This is a genomic window from Paenibacillus sp. VT-400 (genome assembly GCF_001029205.1).
GTDB lineage: Bacteria > Bacillota > Bacilli > Paenibacillales > Paenibacillaceae > Paenibacillus > Paenibacillus amylolyticus.
Window position 1 is genome coordinate 883,694 of sequence record NZ_LELF01000067.1, and the last position, 20,408, is coordinate 904,101.

Consider the following 20,408-nt stretch of genomic DNA (forward strand, 5'->3'; position numbering starts at 1 on the left):
TTAAGGGAGGCTTCAGATTATGGCTGCATCAGGGACAGATCGCATGGTGGTAGTTCCGAAGCAGAATTATCACATGCATCGGGTGCGAAACAAAACATCGGACCTTCTCTATTCCATATTCAGATATGCACTGGTCATCGGCATTTCATTTATTATTTTGTACCCGTTATTTCTCAAAGTGTCAGTTGCGTTTAAGGATAAACAGGATATCTACAATCCAACGATCTATATGATTCCCCAGCACTTTACATTGGATAATATCCGGCTAGCGGCGCAAGTGATGGATTACCTGCCTCTGCTGGCGAACACGTTATTGTTTGTTACCATCACAACGCTTCTGACAGCGATATCCTGTGCACTTGCCGGATATGGCTTCGCCCGGTTTTCGTTTCCGGGTAGTAATGTACTCTTCATCCTTGTGATTCTGACGATTCTGGTGCCGACAAGCACACTTATGGTGCCAATGTATCTGCATTTCCGCAGCTTTGACTTTATGGGCATCATCCAGTTGTTCTCTGGGAAAAATGGTATCAATCTGCTGAATACGTATTGGCCTTCCATGATCACGGCTGCTACAGCGGGAGGGCTGAAGGCGGGGCTGTTCATCTATATTTTCCGTCAGTTCTTCAAGGGCATGCCAAAGGAAATCGAGGAGGCTGCATTGATTGACGGCGCAGGTGGATTCAAAACGTTTGCTCGAATCATGCTGCCCAATGCAATCTCGCCGCTGATTACGGTCATTTTGTTCTCGTTTGTATGGCAGTATAACGATACCTTTTATTCGGCATTATTCATGAGTGAAAGTCCACTGATCTCGCTGAAAGTGGCTTCCTTGCCTGCTCAGGCGAACCAGTTGATTCCGCAGCTGATGGGCTTTGGCTCGAACTCGGGCATCAAGGCCGATCCAAACTATGTGGCGATGATTGTGGATACAGGCATTTTGCTGGCTATTGCACCCCTGATTATTTTGTATCTGTTTGTGCAACGTTATTTCGTGGAGAGTATTGAACGTTCTGGTGTAGTGGGTTAACATGTTAAATCCAATTGGAGGTGTAGAGATGACAGTGCGTGAGATCAGCAGAGTTCCGGTGAATAAAGCAGCGACTCCCGAAGCAAAAGAACTGATGGCGTTCCTGGTAGAGCGTTATCAAAAAGGGATGTTGTCAGGCCAGCAGGATTATAGCAATCTAAACTGGATTAATGAAAATACAGGCCGGAAACCAGCTGTGATTGGCTTTGATCTCATGGAATATTCGCCATCAAGAACAGAGCGCGGTGCGGTCTCCCAAGAGATTCGGGATGCGATAGACTGGCATAAACAAGGCGGGATCGTGACATTATGCTGGCACTGGAACGCACCGACGGATCTGATCGATGAACCGGGTAAAGAGTGGTGGCGGGGGTTCTATACGGACGCGACAACCTATGATCTTGCCTCCGCGATAGCTGATACTGAATCGGAAGCATATCAGTTATTGATTCGGGATATCGATGTTATTGCTACACATTTGCAAGAGTTGAAGGATGCTGGTGTGCCTGTATTATTTCGACCACTTCATGAAGCGGAGGGTGGCTGGTTCTGGTGGGGAGCGAAAGGCCCCGAACCTGCCAAACAGTTATATCGTTTGTTGTATGATCGATTGGTTCAAGAACATCAGCTGCACAATCTTATCTGGGTCTGGAACTCGGAAAAACCGGAATGGTATCCAGGGGATGATATCGTGGATATTGTGAGTGTAGATGTATACCCGGAAGCGGGAGATCACAGCCCGCTGGCGGCACGTTACACCAACCTGCGAGAGCTTGTGAAGGATAGTAAAATCATTGCACTGGCCGAGAACGGCTCCATCCCTGACCCTAAGCAGATGAAGGAACAGGATGTACACTGGAGTTGGTTCTGTACCTGGACAGGTGGATTCCTGAGAGACGGGACGCATAATGAACTAACGTTTTTGAAGGAATTGTACCATAGCAAAGAGGTCATTACGCTCGATCAGTTACCGAAGTGGAGTTGGTTATAAGAATCCCACGTCCAACTTGAATTGGAATCAATGAAGCATTAGTATTCGCTGTAAGAATTCATGCGAATACTAACGCTTCATTTGTTGGTAGCGCACATTTGTTAATGGAACCCATCACCCCTGAAACATTAGAAGTTGAACAACCATTTAGTTTGACGGGTGTAACATAGCTTGGATATTGGTATGTAAAGTCACGCTGGAAGTGAATAAAATGTACGATTGATTAACCGTGCGGATCAGAATCCTTTCGCTTGTGCCATTAACTGGACCGATCCGAATGGCGGATGGTTCGCTGCCACCGTACGTATCGTCCAGGGTGACCGATGTGATATGTGTGATGGGAATTTCAATTTTGGAAAACTGCCACCGGATGACCAGTTGATCTTCTACTTTTTTCACGTTAACACCAAATATAGGATGACCTCCTGTTGTGATTCAAATTATTGAAGTAATCTCGTATGTCCAGTTTATCATATTTTGGATAAAATTACCTTATTAATAATAAAGAGTGACGATTTCTATCAACTGATATCAAGGATGGGAACTTGATGTAAAACATACAGGATTAACCATGATACATATCGAATACAAATAGAGAAATTAGAGAACTTATACTCCAACACAAAGGGTGTGCCACATGACGAATCTATTCGAACATTGTTCAGGTCAAACATTATCTGCTAACCTGGGATGGCTGAACGAGCCAGCAGATTGGTCCATTGAAGACGGCAAAGTAACGATAACCGTTTCGCCAATCAGTGACTTTTTCATTGATCCGGGTGGTGAGCCGGTGAAAGCTTCCGCTCCATTTTTACATACGATAGTCAAAGGAGATTTCAGCATCGTCACTCAAGTACAGGTGGACATGAAAGAACAGTATGACTCCGGGTGCCTGATGGTGAGGGTAGACGATACGAATTGGGCTAAAGTCTGCTTTGAATATTTTGAAGAACAGCCGTCCATTCTTAGTGTTGTTACTCGTGGTAACTCGGATGATTGTGTATCTGCACCTGTAGACGTTAATAAGCCTTATTTACGTGTAGCCCGGGCAGGCAACAGCTTTGCTTTCCATTATTCTCAGGATGGAGAGAAGTGGAAGCTGGTTCGTTATTTCGGACTCGACTGCGCGGAAGAGATCAAAGTTGGCATTGTGGCCCAATCCCCCATTGGGCAAGGGACCACGGTTACTTTTACAGACGTACAGCTTCAGCATGGAGTGACCGGAAGTGTTCGCCGGGTAAAATAACAGGGATCAGAAGGTTGTTTTGTCATTTATTTCACCCGAATTAACATTCCGAACAGACCGAGTATAGCAAAGGCCAGAAATGCCGTTGTATTGGAAAACACTTCGATCGTATACCCTGCCATGGATGAGCCAAGAAATTGCCCAACACCCAGCGCGAGAAAGGCAAGGCTAATTCCGATGGACACATTTGGACTGAATAGTCTCGTCGCCCAAACGATAAATACACTGGTCAGGAAAATATACGTGCTGCCAAATATGATCGCAGAGATGAGACTGGCAGTCATGGATGGAAGAAGGATTACCCCCAGTGAGATAGCCAATAAAAGTATGCCTATTCGGTAGGACCACCCAATCTCGAACCGTTCAATAATGCGACCAGCGCATCCACCGAGTATCCCCATAAACCCCATCACAATCCAGAACAACACGGCTTCCGAATCGGAGGCCCCTTTCTCGTCTGTGAGGAAGTTCCGGGCAAAGGTCCAGTAGATTGCAGAACTGAAACCTGTCAACAGACAAGCCATGAGCAGAGCAGACCCTGGGCTGGTAGGTTTCATACATGTCCAGAGGGATTTGGTACAAGGAAGCGTCTTGGTTGCCGGAATAACACGTCTGTTCCACAAAAGAACCACAACACCGATTACAGCAAACAGGATGTAGGTTAGACGCCAGTAATCCGTGAACAGCCAGTAGAGTGGGCCCGATATTACAATCCCGAAGCTGGTTCCGGTGTTAATCCAGCTGTTGCCTCTTGCTTGTAGCTCGGGAGCAAGCTCGGCATTAACCGTGTTACCGAGGGCTGGAGAGGCCCAGCCTGTACTCAAACCTGCTAGAAATATACTAAATGTAAGAACCCATGCATTCTGAGCCAGGGCAATGCCGGTTAATCCGAGCACTGCGCTGATCCCTGCCAATTGAATGACATAATGATGTCCCTTGCGATTAATCAACAGTGGTGCAGTTAGAAGGGACAGACAGTAGGCAATATACGTTCCTGAGTTAATCGCGCCAGAGGCTGCATCATTTAATTGTAAGGCTTCCGAAATTTCCGGCATAAACAATCCATAACTGAATCGCCCGAATGCATAACATACAGCGATAAGTGCAATGCCTGGAAAGATAATTTTTTTCATTAAATCCACCGCCTTTTAGATAGAACGATCATTATATTTCTTATTAAATAAAAAAGTGAGTTGAAATATTAACTCACCCGGAATAGCATTACTTGAAACTGGTCTGCGTCATATGGATCAGCTCACGGCAGACGTCATTTACATTTTCTGTCTCAGCAAGTGCCGTGGAACCCTCCAGCAGCAGGGAGAATCGCAATAGATCTCGATCACTTGCAACAGGCGCCAATGTTTGGATTAACGTTCGCATATGTCTTTTGTGCGCATTCACTGTCTGGACGATGATATGGTCTGTATGACCTCCGAATTCTTCTTTGGCGCGTAAAAATAAGCAACCTCTTGATTCGTGTTCCTTCAACCAGGTTGCATGTCCTTCAGCCAGATTGAGGAACATGGGTTGTGCTTTATTGTCTGCATATTGCCTGAGCTGTTCTAAATAACGCTGTTCGCGTCGCAAGAGTACCTGGACAATGAGATCATCCTTGGACTCAAAGTGATTGTATAGCGTCATAATCGCAATCCCGGCATCCGTGATAATCCGCTTCAAGCCGATGGAATGGAAGCCGTGGAGGTAGAATAATTCTTCAGCCACGTTCAAAAGCATTTCTTTTTTGCTGCTCATATTCAATGATACTCTCCCTTCAAAATAAGATAGAACGATCATTATACTTGTAGGCTATAATAATTCGTTGACATTGTCAAATTTTGTGACTCCCCTTGTCTTTGGTTAGTTCAAAGCCTGGGCAGGGCGTTATATGAACAACGTCGTTGCACATTAACCGGACATATGAGAGCACAACATGACAGGTTTTTGGGTGGTTTATCCGTTATATTAGACATCAAGGAGTGATTATTACATGAACTGGATCAACGCATTACAGGTCGCTATTCAATATATGGAAGACCACTTGCTCGAAAATATGACGATGGAGCAGATTGCAGCGCAGGCCCATATCTCTCCTTTTCATTTTCAACGTACCTTTGCCTTATTAACTGATGTTACTGTAGCCGAGTACATAAAACGCAGACGATTGACACTGGCGGCACATGAGCTGCTTCAAAGTGATCACAAAATCATTGATCTGGCATTTAAATACGGTTACGACACACCGGAATCTTTCTCCAAAGCATTTCGTAGACAACATGGGATCGCACCCAGTGAGGCTCGAAAGAATAGTAACGCTGTCCAATCGTATAATCGTCTGGTGATTCAAGTGAGTCTAAAAGGAGCAGAGCCGATGAAATATAAAATTGTTGAACATCCCGAATTTACGTTGGTCGGAGTAGAGCAAACTTTCTCATATGCAGATGGAGAACATCTGCAAGGCATCGGGAAGATGTGGCAGGAAGCGTGGACGAGCGGTACAGAGGAGCGTTTATTTGAACTGAACAATGGGGATATTCCAGGTTTACTCGGTGTCGTTGTGGATCAGAGCGAAATCCAGGAGAAACAGATGCAATATTGGATTGCTACGACTTACGATGGTGAAGTACCGGAAGGATTATCAAGCTTCACCATGCCTGCTTCCAAATGGAGTGTATTTGAAGTAGAAGGCCCGATGCCGGAGAGTATGCAGCTTCTGTGGAAACGGATTATTTCGGAATGGTTTCCATCCAACCCGTATGAGCACGCATATATGCCGGAGCTGGAAGTATACCCGGGGCCCAATCAACCGCCACAAATCTGGATACCGATTAAATAAATTTTAACCGTTTCAAACTCGATCATTGTAGCCCATAAACATTCGGATAACCGAAGCTGTTTATGGGTTATTTGGTTGTGATTAATCAGAGATTCGAAGTTGTACAGAGGATGTTCAAGCGTTGTTCATTTTATTGCAGATAGGTAAACATGATATATTGGAACGAAGGTTAACAGCAATAAGAGGACAGCGAGGTAAACCGCAGGAGGCAGATATGGTATATGAGAACCCATTCATTCAGACGATCATCAAACACGAGCAATTAATGCGTGACCTGCGGAGAGTTCGTAGTCTCCATTTGCCTCAAAGTTACATAGGTGCAGGATATATTCGTAATTATATCTGGGATGTTCTGCATGGATATGATCTTCGTGAACTTCACAGCGATATTGATGTTGTCTATTATGATGCGCAAGACTTGCGTGAGGAGCGAGACATACAGCTCGAACAACAGCTTCGTGAGGAGACGGGCAATTCGAAGTGGTCTGTCAAAAATCAGGCGAGAATGCATCTGCGCAATGGCACAGTTCCTTATCATTCTACTGAAGATGCTCTTCGCTATTGGCCAGAAGTTGTGACTGCTATAGGCGTACAGTTGGATGAAGAGGATCGGGTGAACATCTGTGCTCCGCATGGTTTACATGATCTGTATCACCTTATAGTCCGCAAAAGTCCATTCTTCACGGATGCTGACTATTATAATCAGAGAGTACAGAAGAAGCGCTGGCAGGAACAATGGCCGAAACTAACGATAATAACATCTTGAATAATAAGTGATTTGCGGAATTGCGAGTACAAGAAGGAGTGTCTACGGATTTGATAAAAAAGTTCTTACAAAAAAATGGACTGATCATTGATCTTGTCCTGTTGGCATGTTTTGTGGCATTTCTGGCCTTCTGGGGCCAAAGGTTTGCAGTCATGTTTTTTGGAATGATCACGGTGGCTTTTATCGTACTAAGACGGATTGACTATCAGAAGCATGTTATTCTGAAACGGATTATTCTTACCGGATTTGGCGTGGTTGCTGTCTCTTTTGTCATTATTGAAGCACTTGTATTCACACAGCTCGGTGCGAATGATCCGGATGAGGCAGACTATGTCATTATTCTGGGTTCAGGCATCCGTGGAACGGAATTGTCATTGACCCTAAAACAAAGGTTAGATGCCAGTCTGGACTATATTCGCAGTCACCCTCAGACACCCGTCATTGTATCAGGTGGGCAGGGACCTGGAGAATCGATTCCTGAAGCGCTCGCCATGAAAAACTATCTGATTGAACAGGGGATTAACCCTTCCCAAGTCATTATGGAAGATCGCTCCACAAGCACACAGGAGAATTTGGCCTTTTCCAAAAAAATCATTCTTGAATCTGGGTTAGAGCACCCTGAGATCATGATTGTTACAAGTGACTATCATATGTTTCGCTCCAAGTATATCGCTGCCAAGAACGGTTATGCGGCAGAATATGGCATATCGGCCCCGTCACCGGGTTATTTGAAACCCGTCAACATGATCCGTGAATATTTTGCTACGATCAAAACATTTCTCTAATGCACATGACAGAAAAACGGAAACAGGACGAAGCGGAGATCTATGATCTATGCTTCGTCCTGTTTCCATATAAGGATGGCTATTGCTCCTTAACGATAGGTTATTTTTCTGAAGGAGCAGGTACAGTTACTGAAACCTTATCCCCAGGGAGAGCTACCATTTCAGGAGATTCACCGGTAAAAGGAACAGTGGCTGATTCTACAACTTTAGCCTCAGAAGGTTCAGTAGTAGATGGAACAGTAGTAGAAGGTACAGTAACAGACGGAACTGGCACAGCTTCGGAAACTTCATCCTCAGGGAGAGCCACGATCTCAGGAGTTTCGGAAGTAGAAGGAGCAGTTACAGCTTCGGAAATTCCAACCTTGTTGGGAGAAGTTACGATTTCAGAAGATCCACCCGTAGAAGGAACAGTCACAGCTTCAGAAGCCTCAGCCTCCACTTTAACTGTGTGGTTTGATGCCCATACGGCGGTGGACGTACTTACACCTGTAATAAGCAGGAGAGCTCCCATACTTAACATCCAATGTTTCTTTTTCAGTTTCTTTACATTAAACATAATCATCAATCTCCTTTTTAATTGTTTGCCTTCACCCGATAGGGACGAACAAAATTGAGCAGGCATTTTCTTGGTTCCCGCCATCACATTTAAAATTGTCTCACCATATCGTCTTCGTTCTTCGTGGGACATCTCTTTCACCACATCTTCATCACAGGCCAACTCGCTCCAGGTATGAATGTCCCGGCGAATGATATGAATCAGGGGATTGAACCAGTGCAGGGCACTAACCCCCAAGGTCAAAGCTTTGACCCACAGATCTTTATGTTTTAGATGTACCAACTCATGATGAATTACCATGCTGATGTCCATTTTCACCGTATTTTCGGGTGGCAGATATATCGTTGGTTTAAACAAGCCAACCAGTATAGGGCTTCGTACTAGCGTGCTGTGAGCAAGCGTGATATTGCCTTTGAGACCCAAAGCCTCTTTCATTAATGGTAGCTGTATAGCTGCTTCACTATGACAGAGGACTGGGGTACGTGTACGAGATAATTCATTCAAAAATCTTCGATAACAGTACACCTGCCATGCAGAAAAACCAATGACTCCAATGCCCCATACGCATAACAAGAACCAGGCTGAGGTTACCGAAATGGTTTGTTCCGGGATAAACGTTCCTGCAAGTACGCCCGAAGCTGCATTCTCCGTACCCGGTATAGTTGATGTCGTTTGGAATGTAATATCCAAAAGCCATGAAAGGCCAAGAGATACCGGGAACAGATAAAACAAGAGAGCAAGTTTACCGAGTCTGTAGAGCCACTTGGTCGGAAAAACAGAACCGGGTATAAGTCGTAGTGCCAAAATACAAACAGAAACGATACTTCCCGCCACGGTCAGGCTGCACAGAATCTCAAAAAAGATATTCATCATCTGCACCTACTTTTCCGAAAGCCATTTTTTCAGTTCTGAAATGTCATCGTCTGAAAGCTTGTCACCGTCATACATGGCCGAAACCAAATTCTTGACTGAACCTTGATACAGTCCATCAAGAACGTGCTGCGTTTCCTGTAGTTTGTAATCTTCGGGCTTTAGAAGAGGCTCATAATCATTGGTCCGTCCACGTCTCGTAACGGTAAGAGCGCCTTTATCCACTAACCGTGACAGAAAGGTAGACATGGTCTGCGCTTTCCACGCTTTCCCCTTCTCAGCAAATATGTCTAATAGTTCTGTGGAGGTGACCGGTGGGGCGCATGACCATATAACAACCATTAACTCCATTTCTGTTTCGGATAATTTTTGAATCTGGTTCACAGTGAACACTCCTTAACATCGTTATGCGTCCATAACGATCGTATTACTACACTACGTAGTACGTATAAACTACTACAACTTGTAGTGGATAGTCAAGTTATCCTGATAGATGATTGCCAAACCATGTTATAATATAGGTCATTAATAGAAGAACGATGTAGGAGTGAATGATCATTACAGCATATCAATTACCTGCTCTCTATGAGCAGAAGCGAGTTTCAATGCACGAGATGGAAGAGATTGTACGCCTGTTAGCTCAGGCACCGCTATTATACGATGATGGACAGGGCATCCAGGTTCAGGATTACATGGGAGGCTTGGAGGTCGAACTTGAACATGAGGTACGCCGTGCAGTGACCGAGTTGTACGAACTGGCTGTTCAGGCCTGCCGCGTCTTCGCCGATCCATTGGCGTACGAGCAACTTCAGGATGCGCTTGGGTTACAGGCTGAGTTATGGCAGGAGGAAGTGCTTACTCTTGCAAATTGGATGGACTGGCTGAAGCAGATCAGTGAAGGAAAGAGAACACTGCCAGAGTACAACTTTACAGCGATGCTTGGGAACTTGCCGGACGGATTCATGATCCATGATTTTCATGATGAACTCCGATATCAACTGGAACAAAACCCTGCAAACGCATGGGCTATCGAAGAGCGGGATCGCTTGTACGTAGCTCTTGGTGTGAAATAAATCAAACCAACGGGTCACCGGCGGTGTTAATCTATTATCTGCATTTTGCATGCATAGAAACATTCCAATCTATATCTTACGAATTCTTTACCCAGTATGGGAAATGAGGGGATACCGTGAAGAAGGTTGTATTAGCTGGTGGAACGGGATTTGTCGGACAGGATTTTGCCCAAAGATTCAAGAAACTAGGTTATGAGGTGTTAATTATCTCGCGTCAGCCCGGTCATATTGCCTGGGAGGATCGTGCAGGGATTATAGGGGCACTGGAAGAAGCAGAAATGTTGATTAACCTGGCAGGTAAATCGGTGAACTGCCGTTATACGGAGGAGAATCGCAAAGTCATTCTGGAATCCAGAACCCGGACAACGCGCATTCTCGGCGAAGCCATCCTGGCTTGCAATCAACCTCCTGAACTATGGATTAATTCGAGTACAGCGACCATATACAGACATGCTGAAGATCGTCCCATGACGGAAAAAGAGGGCGAGATTGGCTCCGGATTCTCGGTCGACGTTGCCAAGGCATGGGAACAGGCTTTCTTTGAATTCAGTCTGCCATCTACGCGTCAGATTGCACTGCGGATTGCGATTGTGCTGGGCGAGGGTGGCGTGATGGTGCCCATGACGAACCTCGTCCGTTTTGGACTGGGAGGATCTCAAGGCGCAGGAACACAGCAGTTCAGCTGGATTCATATCGAGGATCTCTTCCGCATGGTAATCTATCTGCAAGAGCATCCACACTTGAATGGTGTGTTCAATGCGTCCTCTCCGCATCCGGTGACGAATCGGGAGCTAATGGCGCGTCTGAGAGAACAGATGGGTGTTCGGATCGGCCTGCCTTCTCCTCGCTGGATGCTTGAACTGGGCGCACGTTTTATTCAGACCGAGACGGAATTGGTTCTCAAAAGTCGTTGGGTGATTCCCGAGCGAATGGAGAGGGAAGGATTCACGTTCACATACGGTACACTAGATGCTGCTCTTGCCGAGATTTTGAATAAGAAGAAATAACACTTCATAACAAAAGAAAATACAACAGGAAGGGCAGAGGCATCTGCCCTTTTGTTATATATGTTCAACTAAACATTTACACGATAACGGAGAGGACAGAAATAACTTGAAGAAGCGAAGCGTTCGCCTAAAAGCTTTCTGAAAGAAAGCTGCACCGGAAGCATATGCTTATCCCCGGATTTTCCCTTTTAAGAAGGGAATCAAAAAAATCTGGGGATAACAGCGATCGGAAAGTTGTTCTGTCATCGCAGTGTCTGTGTAAATACTAATTAGCTGAACTTATAGAGGTTTTTCAAAAAGTCCGCTTTTGATTACGAAGGATGCCTATCGGCATCATCAGCATCGAATATGGAATTCAGCCGAAATAAGCTGGAGGCTTACGAAGTATGTTTCCTTTGGAAACATTGTGGTTGCTCACGTAGTTTGCCTACGCTCCGCTACTCCATTTCTAGCTTCATCCCATCTTCTCGGTACTGAAAACCGGTCTTTTTGAATACGAACTTATATATCAGTCAGATGAACAGAAAGAGGTTGGGGAAATGCAACTTAGAAGAGTAAGGATCGCGGGAACAGGGAAGTACCTACCTGAACAGGAAGTCACCGATGAGGAACTGGATCGCCGCTTGGACGTGCCTGCGGGCTGGGTTAGCAAAGCTACAGGCGTAGGTGTACGTCATTATGCTTCGGGTGAAGAAACCTCCTCTTTCATGGGCGCACGGGCTGCGGAAGCTGCACTGGCGGATGCAGGATTACAATTTAGTGATATCGACTGTCTGGTGTGTACCAGTGGCACGAAGGAACAACCGTTGCCAAGTACGGCGGTATTTATCCAGCAGGCCATGGGGCAGCAAGATTCGGGCGTACCTGCCTTTGATATGGATGCAACCTGCCTAAGTTTCCTGAACGGACTGGATGTGATTTCCTATATGGTAGATGCTGGACGTTACCAGCGAGTACTGCTCGTAGCCACTGAGATTGCCTCAGCCGGACTGAATTGGTCGGATAAAGAAAGTGCGGCCCTGTTCGGAGATGGAGCGGCCGCTGTTATTATTGAGCGTTCGCCTGAAGGGTCATCCTCTCAGATTGTACATGCTTCCCTTCAAACCTACAGCCGAGGTGCTCGCTTCTCGGAGATTGCAGGTGGAGGTACACGGCTGCATGCTTCGAATTATAAGGCGGATCAGCCTGAACCCTACCTTTTTCATATGGATGGACAGGCGATCTTCCGCATGGCTTCCAGACTTTTGCCTGGCTTCATTGGTGATATGCTGCAGGCGACCGGGAATCGAATGGAGGATTTCCAATTGGTCATTCCCCATCAGGGAAGTGCCATGGCGATGAGACTGATTCGCAAGAAGCTTGGGATTGCTGAAGATCGGTTTATGGACATCACACGAAATCACGGCAATACGATTGCGGCATCGATCCCGATGGGTCTGCATGAAGCGATTAGACAACAGCGTATTCAGCGTGGAGATCGGGTGTTGATGATTGGCACGGCTGCCGGATTATCATTGGGAGGACTCATTTTTGACTACTAGATCTGGGGAAACCAGACATCGTACAGCTGCTTCTCTCCGTGTGTTGCTTACAGGCGGAAGGGCTCCCGTAACGCTCGATCTGGCACGCATGCTTCATCGGGCAGGCCATCGGGTCTATGTCGCGGAGAGTGCCGTACGGCATCTGACCAGATTATCTCGTGCAGTGGAACAGTGCGCTGTGGTCCCGTCGCCACGTCATGACACACGTGCGTATCTGGCAGAGCTGGAACGGTTGGCACAGGATTGGCAGATCGACCTGTTGATTCCGATGTGTGAAGAAGTCTTTTATGTTGCCCAAGGGGCAGACAGATTGCGTGCATATTGCCGTGTTCTGGTTACAACTCTGGAGCAGCTGCATGAGCTGCACCATAAATATGATTTTATCCAGCTTGCAGGGTCACTCGGTCTTTCGGTTCCGGATACACACCTGATCCACAGTCGGCAGGAATGGATGGAAGCTCAGTCTGTTCTGGGAAAAGTAGGAGATTGGGTATGGAAACCGGTGTATTCCCGCTTTGCAGCCAAAGTTCGCATGCCAACACTCATGAACGATGAGGCTAGGGCAGGGACGGATCAGGAAGGAAACGTAAGTGAAAAGAAACGTCGACATTTCCGTAACGACCCTCCGGACGAGGTAGCACTATCATCTATTTCACCTTGGGTTGCACAGGCCTACATTCCTGGTCAGATGTTGTGTACATACAGCATAGCGCATGAAGGGCAACTGGTTGCACATGCCACTTACGACAGTCGCTATCGTACAGGAAGCGTGGGAGCCAGTGTTTTTTTTGAACAGGTGGAACATGAAGGTGCCCTTGCGTGGGTGAGACAATTTGTTGAGGCAACGGGGTTTAGCGGACAGATTGGGTTTGATTTTATAGAAGGTCAGGATAGGCGAGTGTACGCGATTGAGTGTAATCCGAGGGCAACGAGCGGGATTCATCTGTTTCACCCCGGAGATGACTTGGTGCGTGCACTAACTGAACCGGAGACGTTGGTAAAAGAAAGAAAAATGATCACGCCCGCACGTGGCACCAAAGCCATGCTCATGCTTCCCATGCTGGGAAGCGGGTTGCAGCAGATCTTAGGCAAAAGGAAGCTCCATGCATGGATAGCTGCGTGGCGTGGAGCCAGGGATGTGGTCTATGTAGGGCAGGATATCCAGCCTGTATTTGAACAATTCGAAGTGGTGCTAGCTGCATGGCGTCTGGCAAGATCGCAGAAGTGCTCGCTGACTGAAGCTTTGACTCATGACATAGAATGGAACGGTGAACAACAATGAATAGAGCATTGGTTACAGGAGCTACGGGATGTCTGGGCAGGCATCTCGCGATACGACTTGCTAAAGAGGGATGGGAAGTCACTGGCATGGGCCGACAGCCAAAGGTTGGTGCAGAACTTGAGTTGGCAGGAATCCGATTCCTGAATGGAGATATACGGGATGAGGCTGCAGTGAACAAAGCGTGTACGGGACAGGATGTGGTGTTTCACTGTGCAGCTCTATCCTCGCCATGGGGCCGATATCGTGACTTTTATAGCAGTAATGTAGAAGGCACACAAAACCTCATTGATGGCTGCCTGCATAATGAGGTTCAGCGATTCATACATGTCTCAACTCCGAGTATATATTTTAACTACAACCCGCGGTATAACGTACATGAGAATGATCCGTTGCCATCCAAACCAGCCAATCATTATGCAGCCACGAAGCTTCTCGCTGAGCAGGTTGTAATGGAGGGGCATGCGAAGGGACTTCCATCGATCATGATTCGACCGCGAGCCATTTTTGGTCCGTATGATCAGACGTTATTTCCCAGAATTGTCGCAGCAAACGCAAAATCAGGCGTGCCCATGATCGGTGGTGGACAGGCGTTAATCGATCTGACATGTGTGGATAATGTGGTGGATGCCTTGTTGTTGTGCCGCGATGTCGATGCAGAAGCGCTCGGAAGAGCTTACAATATCTCCAATGGCGATCCGAGAGCGTTCAGTGAGTTGGTGAGCAGCCTGTTTGGCATGCTGGATATGCCCTTGCGTCGTCGAAACATTCCTTATCGGATGGCATATGGTGTGGCAGCGTTGCTGGAGCGAGTTCATGGCTATATTCCTACGTTGGGTGAGCCTGCGTTAACAAGGTATACAGTCGGCTCCTTATCCATCCCACAGACGTTGGATATTACGGATGCACGGGAGCAATTGGGATACATTCCTCGGGTGTCCATTGAAGAGGGATTACAACAATTTGCAGACTGGTGGAGGGCTGAATCATGCTGACGTCAACTCCAGTAGAACTATATTTGGGTGCGGCGGGTTACTGTACACATCCAGAGTTTCTGACGCTGCGCGGTGGTCGGTTGAGCCCGGTGCCTTTCCCGGCAGGATTTGCCTGCATCATTCATCCCGTACATGGACCGATCCTGCTGGATACGGGATATAGTTCACGCTTTTTTGAGGAAACGGCTCATTTGCCTAACGCACTGTATCGTCATATTACACCAGTGGTCTATCGTGAGGAGGATAGTGCCGTTCATTTTCTGGCTGGGCTTGGACTGAAAGCTTCCGATATTCGGTATATCATCCTCTCTCATTTTCACGGCGATCATATCGCGGGAGTACGAGATTTCCCGGAGGCACAATTTATCTATCTGCCAAGGGCCTATGATGCTGTGCGCTCACTTGGTCCGATTGCGGCTGTAAAAGCAGGCTTTCTTGCTGGGTTGTTGCCCGAGGATTTTACAGCTAGATCATTGCCTGTTACGCGTCAGCCTGAGCCATGGACAAGAGCGGGGGAATCTTTCCCTTTTGAAAAAGTCTACGATATCTTTGGTGATGGCAGTCTGCTGGGGGTGGATGTATCCGGTCATGCGGAAGGCATGATGGGACTGCTGCTGTGTACAGAAGAACATGACTATTTTCTCTGCGCAGACGCGGTGTGGTCGAGTCGGGCTTTTCGTGAAGAGCGCAGACCTCATGTGCTCGCGGGTATTATTATGTCTGATCGACAGGAATACAACCGTAACTTTGACAAGCTGGTTCAGCTGCATCAGCAGTTTCCCCAGATTCGTATTGTGCCGAGTCATTGTCGAGATGTACTGGACGCTTGGGGTGTAGGAGGGCCGAAACGATGAGCAATACCTTTCGTATTGTGGTTCATTATGCACTCGCACGTGGGCTGCGAACATGGAAAACACGAGAACAACTTGAGCGCTGGCAAGAGCGCCGGATTATTCGGCATGTTCATCAGATCCGTGCCCGATCTCCGTTTTACCGGAAGTGGTGGGGTGGCGTGGACGCAACCGACTGGAGAAGCTTTCCGTTGATTGACAAATCAACCATGATGGAACATTTCGATACTCTGAACACGGTGGGCATTACCAAGGACGAAGCGCTGGCTCTTGCAGGTGAAAGTGAAGAAACGCGTGACTTCAAACCTTCCATTCAAGGCGTGACGGTTGGACTGTCTTCGGGCACGTCAGGGAACCGGGGGATATTTCTGGTGAGTGATCGGGAGCAGGATGCGTGGACGGGTACGGTGCTGGCCAAGTTGCTGCCTGGTGGACTGTGGAAACCTGCGAAGATTGCGTTTTTCCTGCGGGCCAACAGTAATCTGTATGAATCGGTGCAACGTGGCAAATTGCAGTTTCAGTACTTTGATCTGCTGGAACGTGTGGAGACCTTGGTTAAGCGGCTGGAAACCTACCAACCTACCGTGTGGGTGGCTCCTCCATCCATGCTGCGTCTGTTGGCGGATGCGTATGTGGCAGGATATCTGACTGCTGTACCGGATAAAATCATCTCTGTTGCCGAGGTGCTGGACCCCCTGGATCGCAAGGTGTTGGAGAAGATCTTCGGACAGACCGTTCATCAAGTCTATCAGTGTACAGAAGGGTTCCTGGGTGCAACCTGTCGTTATGGCACACTGCATTTGAATGAAGATATCGTGCATATTGAAAAAGAGTTCATTGATCCCGCCACCCGACGGTTCGTGCCCATTATTACGGACTTCTCCAGAACATCACAGCCGATAATCCGGTATCGGCTGAATGATATTCTGACCGAGGCGGCGCTGCCATGTGCCTGTGGTTCCCCGTTTACTGCCATTGAGCGGATTGAAGGCCGCTGTGATGACACGCTTTATTTTTCAAACATGCATACGGGTGAGGTGGTACCGGTCTTTCCGGATTTCGTTACCCGTTCGGTCATTGCGGCTTCGCCGGATATTGAACATTATCGTGTGGTGCAGCAAGGGGACGGAACAATGGAAGTATCCCTTCGGCTTGGCGGGAGCGCAGTGATGGAGCAGGTCGAGACGGATGTACGTGGTGAACTGATGAAGCTGGGAGAGCGTCTGGAATGTACTCTGCCTGAGATCAGATTTGTTCCATATACGTTTAAACCGGGAATCACGAAGCTGCGCAGGGTGGAGAGACGGCATAACGGAGTGACGGATTAAGAAGGAGTCTTGCGATCTAGGTAAGAAGTGAGCAATTTACCGAGGAAAGAAGGTCACGCCGTGACAGTAGAGGAACACTTAACAGAAGCCGGACAGGGACGGATTAATACAGGTTCTGACGTAGTGAAGAAGACAAAGGAGAAAGATAACGCTCCGGTGGCCTTAATTACAGGTACATCCAGTGGTTTTGGTATGCTCACCGCAATCACCCTTGCCAAGCAGGGATACCTTGTTGTTGCTACAATGCGTGATCTGAGTCGAAGAGAAGAGTTGGTTAAACTGGCTGAACAGGCGGGGATAACCGAACGTTTGCAATACATGCAACTGGACGTAACCGATGCTGAATCGGTGAAGAAGGCTGTGGGGTCCGTACTTCTTAATAATGGCCGAATCGACATGCTGGTGAACAATGCAGGATTTGCGGTGGGCGGGTTCATTGAGGAAATATCGATGGAGGATTGGCGGCGCCAGATGGAAACGAATCTATTTGGATTAATCGCCGTGACACGTGCGGTCCTGCCTGTGATGCGTGAACAGAAGCAGGGGCTGATTATTAACTTGTCCAGTGTAAGTGGGTTGTCCGGTTTTCCAGGGTATGCGCCCTATGCTGCCTCCAAATTCGCTGTGGAGGGATTCACGGAAAGTTTGCGGCATGAGATGTCTTCGTTCGGTGTTCGGGTGGTATTAGTTGAGCCTGGCTCTTATCGCACACCGATCTGGAATAAAGGTTTGGGTGAGATTCACCGGAGCGAGGACTCTCCGTATAAGCATAAGCTGGACGCGGTTCTTCGTTATTCCAAACATGCGAGCGAGACGGCACCTGATCCACAGGAGGTAGCTGATCTGATTGGCCGAATTGCACGGATGCGTGCACCAAGACTTCGATATGCTTTGGGAAAAGGTTCGCGTGTGCTGATATTAGGCAAAGCCGTGCTACCCTGGAAGTGGCTGGAGCGGATTATCGCCCTTGGTTTAAAATAGAGATTAGGCAGGAGCCCAAATTGTACAGTTTGCAGACGGGAGGGTTAGCCATATTCGAATTCATCGTCATTATTTTACTTCTTGTGATTGTGGGTCTGCTCTTTCATATCAATAGCAAGCTGCCAGCGCGTGACCGGGTGAAGGAAGCAATGGAACGGGATTGGAATCAGAAACATAATCAGGATGCTCCAAATTAAAACGCGGAGGTTACCAATGAAAATGGCATTCGTTTTGTTTGATGGACTGACTTTCCTTGATTTTGCAGGGTTTTATGATGTGATCAATCGGTTGAATTTCTTTGAACCTACCAAAGGAACGACGTGGGAAACCTGTGCAATGACAGATCAGGTCACGGATGAGTCTGGTCTAACGTTGAAGGTGGATCGGGTGAAGCCTGACCTATCAGAATATGATCTCGTGTTTATCCCCGGAGGCATGGGAACGCGCAAGCTTCGATATGACGAGGCCTTTGTAGGTTGGCTGAAACAGGCTGAGTCTGTGCCTTTGAAGGTTTCCGTGTGCACAGGCTCTCTGCTGCTGGGTGCAGCTGGTTTTTTATCTGGCAAAAAAGCAACAACACATCCCCGTGCATATAATTTGCTTGAGCCGTATGTCACTGAGGTGATTCAGAAGCGGATTGTAAAAGATGGAAATGTAATTACTGCCGGTGGAGTAGCCACGTCCATTGACCTGGGGATTTATGTTGTTGGGTTGCTTGCAGGACAGGAAGCGGCAGCGAATGTAAAACTTCAGATCGATTATCCTTATGAGATGCAGGGAGTGGTCGAAGAATGAATGAAGGCCGAAAGCAAGAGACCTATACCATTCGCAATATTCAGCGAGATGAAGCAGACATATATTGGCCTTTGCGACTGGAAGCACTGAAAACACATCCTGAAGCCTTTGGGGCATCGTTGGAGTTGTCCATTCAACTCCCCATGAGTGAAGTGCAGGAGCGCATACATAATGAACCGGATGATTATATTCTGGGAGCATACACAGAAGAAGGAACCTTGGCGGGAATGTTGGGTTTCAAAAGAGAGTACGGCCTAAAGCTCAGGCACAAAGGCATGATCTGGGGCGTCTATGTTGCTCCGCCATATCGGGGGAGTGGCCTGGCTTCACGGTTGCTCCGCGAGGTGCTGGATCGGGGAAGACATCTGGAGGGCATCAAGCAGATTAATCTGAGTGTAGTTACAACGAATGAGTCAGCCAGACGTTTATACGAGCGATATGGATTTGAAGTCTACGGCATCGAGCGTAACGCATTGGAAGTCTACGGTCAGGGATATGATGAGGCGCATATGAATTACTTTTATACGGAGCATTCAACATTGAATGAAGATATCACCACAGGAGGGGTCCTATGACAGATCATGTTGAACTTGAGATTGATGGTGTTTCCTTTGTCTTAAAAGAGTCTCATTCTTTCGATTGGTTACGGCCCTTGGGTACGGTCTTTCGCGTATTCGATCAGCAGGATTCAGGGAATCTCTCCTTCGGTATTGTGCAAAAGGATGGAAAGAGATTGTTTGTAAAGTATGCGGGAGCACATACAATTCATGCGAATCATACGGGAAGTCCCCCGGAAGCCATTCGTAATCTGAAATCATCTGTTTCCGTTTACGAAGATTTGGCGCATGACACGTTGATTCGACTAACGGATCATTTTGCAACGGATGAGGGTTATACCTGTGTATTCGATTGGGTGGATGGGGAGTGTCTGCACTCCCACTGGTATTTTCCACCTCCTGCCAAGTATGAAGATCCGCGTTCGCCCTATTATCGGTTCAGACAGCTTCCAGTGGAGACACGCATTCGGGCGATGGAACAGATTCTGGATTTTCATATCGAGGTGGAACGAAGAGGTTATGTGGCTGTAGATCTGTATGATGGCAGTCTGATCTATGATTTTGACAGAAACTTCATGAAAATTTGCGATATCGATCTGTATCGGAAGGGTTCTTTTACCAATACCATGGGGCGTATGTGGGGATCTTCCCGCTTTATGTCACCCGAAGAGTTTGAGCTAGGCGCACCCATAGATGTGGTTACCAATGTATTCAACATGGGGGCAATGGCGTTTGGTTTGCTTGGCGGGGAGAAGGATCGTTCCTATGAGAGATGGGATGCCGGAGAAGCATTGTATCAGGTTGTGATACGTGCAGTGAGCGATGATCGGTCCGAGCGGTACGCATCGATTGCGGAACTTGGTGAGGCCTGGAAACAAGCTACGATTTAAGGTCAATGAGTGAGTGGTGGAATTTTCGCAAATA

Annotated in this window: 23 protein-coding genes; 18 read left to right on the top strand and 5 right to left on the bottom strand. The window is 47.3% G+C overall.

Translation table 11 applies throughout. The features are described 5' to 3' along the window. The first annotated feature begins 19 nt into the window (after positions 1–19). On the top strand, positions 20–1,030 hold the full coding sequence (locus EL84_RS14735; protein ID WP_081745928.1) for a carbohydrate ABC transporter permease: 1,011 nt from the start codon (positions 20–22) through the stop codon (positions 1,028–1,030). Positions 1,031–1,058: 28 nt separating this feature from the next. Continuing rightward, positions 1,059–2,021: a glycosyl hydrolase gene (locus tag EL84_RS14740; protein WP_053061496.1), complete on the top strand. Its 963-nt coding sequence runs from the start codon at positions 1,059–1,061 to the stop codon at positions 2,019–2,021. 147 nt (positions 2,022–2,168) lie between these two features. On the opposite strand, the gene EL84_RS14745 is transcribed toward EL84_RS14740, so the two are convergent. Next, a complete protein-coding gene (locus EL84_RS14745; protein WP_414855714.1) occupies positions 2,169–2,420 on the bottom strand; it encodes a hypothetical protein in 252 nt (83 codons plus the stop codon). Positions 2,421–2,658: 238 nt separating this feature from the next. Between EL84_RS14745 and EL84_RS14750 the strand changes: the two genes are divergently transcribed. Continuing rightward, positions 2,659–3,267, top strand: coding sequence for a DUF1349 domain-containing protein (locus EL84_RS14750; RefSeq protein WP_047842216.1), 609 nt, complete (start codon positions 2,659–2,661; stop codon positions 3,265–3,267). 26 nt (positions 3,268–3,293) lie between these two features. Here the strand turns inward: EL84_RS14750 and EL84_RS14755 are convergent, their stop codons facing one another. Next, positions 3,294–4,400 (bottom strand): MFS transporter, encoded by a 1,107-nt coding sequence (locus EL84_RS14755; RefSeq protein WP_047842217.1) that lies wholly within the window; start codon positions 4,398–4,400, stop codon positions 3,294–3,296. Between the two features lie 88 nt (positions 4,401–4,488). After that, positions 4,489–5,019 carry a TetR/AcrR family transcriptional regulator gene (locus EL84_RS14760; RefSeq protein ID WP_053061497.1) on the bottom strand — a complete coding sequence of 177 codons (531 nt, stop codon included), beginning with the start codon at positions 5,017–5,019 and terminating at the stop codon, positions 4,489–4,491. A 235-nt stretch (positions 5,020–5,254) separates the two neighbouring features. On the opposite strand from EL84_RS14760, the gene EL84_RS14765 reads away from it, so the two are divergent. The 3 genes from EL84_RS14765 (at position 5,255) to EL84_RS14775 (ending at position 7,651) form a co-directional block, all read left to right on the top strand. After that, positions 5,255–6,100 (top strand): AraC family transcriptional regulator, encoded by an 846-nt coding sequence (locus tag EL84_RS14765; RefSeq protein WP_047842219.1) that lies wholly within the window; start codon positions 5,255–5,257, stop codon positions 6,098–6,100. 214 nt (positions 6,101–6,314) lie between these two features. Continuing rightward, positions 6,315–6,866 carry a nucleotidyltransferase family protein gene (locus EL84_RS14770; RefSeq protein WP_047842220.1) on the top strand — a complete coding sequence of 184 codons (552 nt, stop codon included), beginning with the start codon at positions 6,315–6,317 and terminating at the stop codon, positions 6,864–6,866. A gap of 50 nt (positions 6,867–6,916) precedes the next feature. After that, complete coding sequence (locus tag EL84_RS14775) at positions 6,917–7,651, top strand: YdcF family protein (RefSeq protein WP_053061498.1); 735 nt, start codon at positions 6,917–6,919, stop codon at positions 7,649–7,651. 100 nt (positions 7,652–7,751) lie between these two features. Here the strand turns inward: EL84_RS14775 and EL84_RS14780 are convergent, their stop codons facing one another. Then, positions 7,752–9,080: a M56 family metallopeptidase gene (locus tag EL84_RS14780; protein ID WP_235431537.1), complete on the bottom strand. Its 1,329-nt coding sequence runs from the start codon at positions 9,078–9,080 to the stop codon at positions 7,752–7,754. Between the two features lie 6 nt (positions 9,081–9,086). Beyond that, entirely contained in the window at positions 9,087–9,461 is a 375-nt protein-coding gene (locus EL84_RS14785; RefSeq protein WP_017689706.1) for a BlaI/MecI/CopY family transcriptional regulator, read from the bottom strand. Positions 9,462–9,628: 167 nt separating this feature from the next. Here EL84_RS14785 and EL84_RS14790 point away from each other — a divergent pair, with 167 nt between their 5' ends. The 12 genes from EL84_RS14790 (at position 9,629) to EL84_RS14840 (ending at position 20,374) form a co-directional block, all read left to right on the top strand. Next, positions 9,629–10,150 (top strand): hypothetical protein, encoded by a 522-nt coding sequence (locus tag EL84_RS14790; protein WP_047842222.1) that lies wholly within the window; start codon positions 9,629–9,631, stop codon positions 10,148–10,150. Positions 10,151–10,266: 116 nt separating this feature from the next. After that, positions 10,267–11,157 carry a TIGR01777 family oxidoreductase gene (locus EL84_RS14795; RefSeq protein ID WP_047842223.1) on the top strand — a complete coding sequence of 297 codons (891 nt, stop codon included), beginning with the start codon at positions 10,267–10,269 and terminating at the stop codon, positions 11,155–11,157. A gap of 539 nt (positions 11,158–11,696) precedes the next feature. Beyond that, positions 11,697–12,698: a beta-ketoacyl-ACP synthase III gene (locus tag EL84_RS14800; RefSeq protein WP_047842224.1), complete on the top strand. Its 1,002-nt coding sequence runs from the start codon at positions 11,697–11,699 to the stop codon at positions 12,696–12,698. Continuing rightward, entirely contained in the window at positions 12,688–13,980 is a 1,293-nt protein-coding gene (locus EL84_RS14805; protein ID WP_053061500.1) for an ATP-grasp domain-containing protein, read from the top strand. Before EL84_RS14800 ends, EL84_RS14805 begins: the two co-directional genes overlap by 11 nt. Beyond that, positions 13,977–14,972, top strand: coding sequence for an NAD-dependent epimerase/dehydratase family protein (locus tag EL84_RS14810; RefSeq protein WP_047842225.1), 996 nt, complete (start codon positions 13,977–13,979; stop codon positions 14,970–14,972). Before EL84_RS14805 ends, EL84_RS14810 begins: the two co-directional genes overlap by 4 nt. Beyond that, a complete protein-coding gene (locus EL84_RS14815) occupies positions 14,966–15,826 on the top strand; it encodes an MBL fold metallo-hydrolase (protein ID WP_047842226.1) in 861 nt (286 codons plus the stop codon). Before EL84_RS14810 ends, EL84_RS14815 begins: the two co-directional genes overlap by 7 nt. Continuing rightward, on the top strand, positions 15,823–17,151 hold the full coding sequence (locus EL84_RS14820; protein WP_047842227.1) for a F390 synthetase-related protein: 1,329 nt from the start codon (positions 15,823–15,825) through the stop codon (positions 17,149–17,151). The genes EL84_RS14815 and EL84_RS14820 overlap by 4 nt, the downstream gene beginning before the upstream one ends. 60 nt (positions 17,152–17,211) lie before the next feature. Continuing rightward, positions 17,212–18,132 (top strand): SDR family oxidoreductase, encoded by a 921-nt coding sequence (locus tag EL84_RS14825; protein ID WP_235431538.1) that lies wholly within the window; start codon positions 17,212–17,214, stop codon positions 18,130–18,132. A 20-nt stretch (positions 18,133–18,152) separates the two neighbouring features. Next, positions 18,153–18,329, top strand: a complete 177-nt coding sequence (locus EL84_RS32155) for a hypothetical protein (RefSeq protein WP_162489226.1) — start codon at positions 18,153–18,155, stop codon at positions 18,327–18,329. 16 nt (positions 18,330–18,345) lie between these two features. Continuing rightward, positions 18,346–18,927, top strand: coding sequence for a DJ-1/PfpI family protein (locus tag EL84_RS14830; RefSeq protein ID WP_017689696.1), 582 nt, complete (start codon positions 18,346–18,348; stop codon positions 18,925–18,927). Continuing rightward, entirely contained in the window at positions 18,924–19,502 is a 579-nt protein-coding gene (locus tag EL84_RS14835; RefSeq protein ID WP_047842228.1) for a GNAT family N-acetyltransferase, read from the top strand. The genes EL84_RS14830 and EL84_RS14835 overlap by 4 nt, the downstream gene beginning before the upstream one ends. Beyond that, the gene (locus EL84_RS14840; RefSeq protein ID WP_047842229.1) at positions 19,499–20,374 is read left to right on the top strand and encodes a serine/threonine-protein kinase; all 876 of its coding nucleotides are present in this window, start codon (positions 19,499–19,501) and stop codon (positions 20,372–20,374) included. Before EL84_RS14835 ends, EL84_RS14840 begins: the two co-directional genes overlap by 4 nt. The last annotated feature ends 34 nt before the right edge of the window (positions 20,375–20,408 follow it).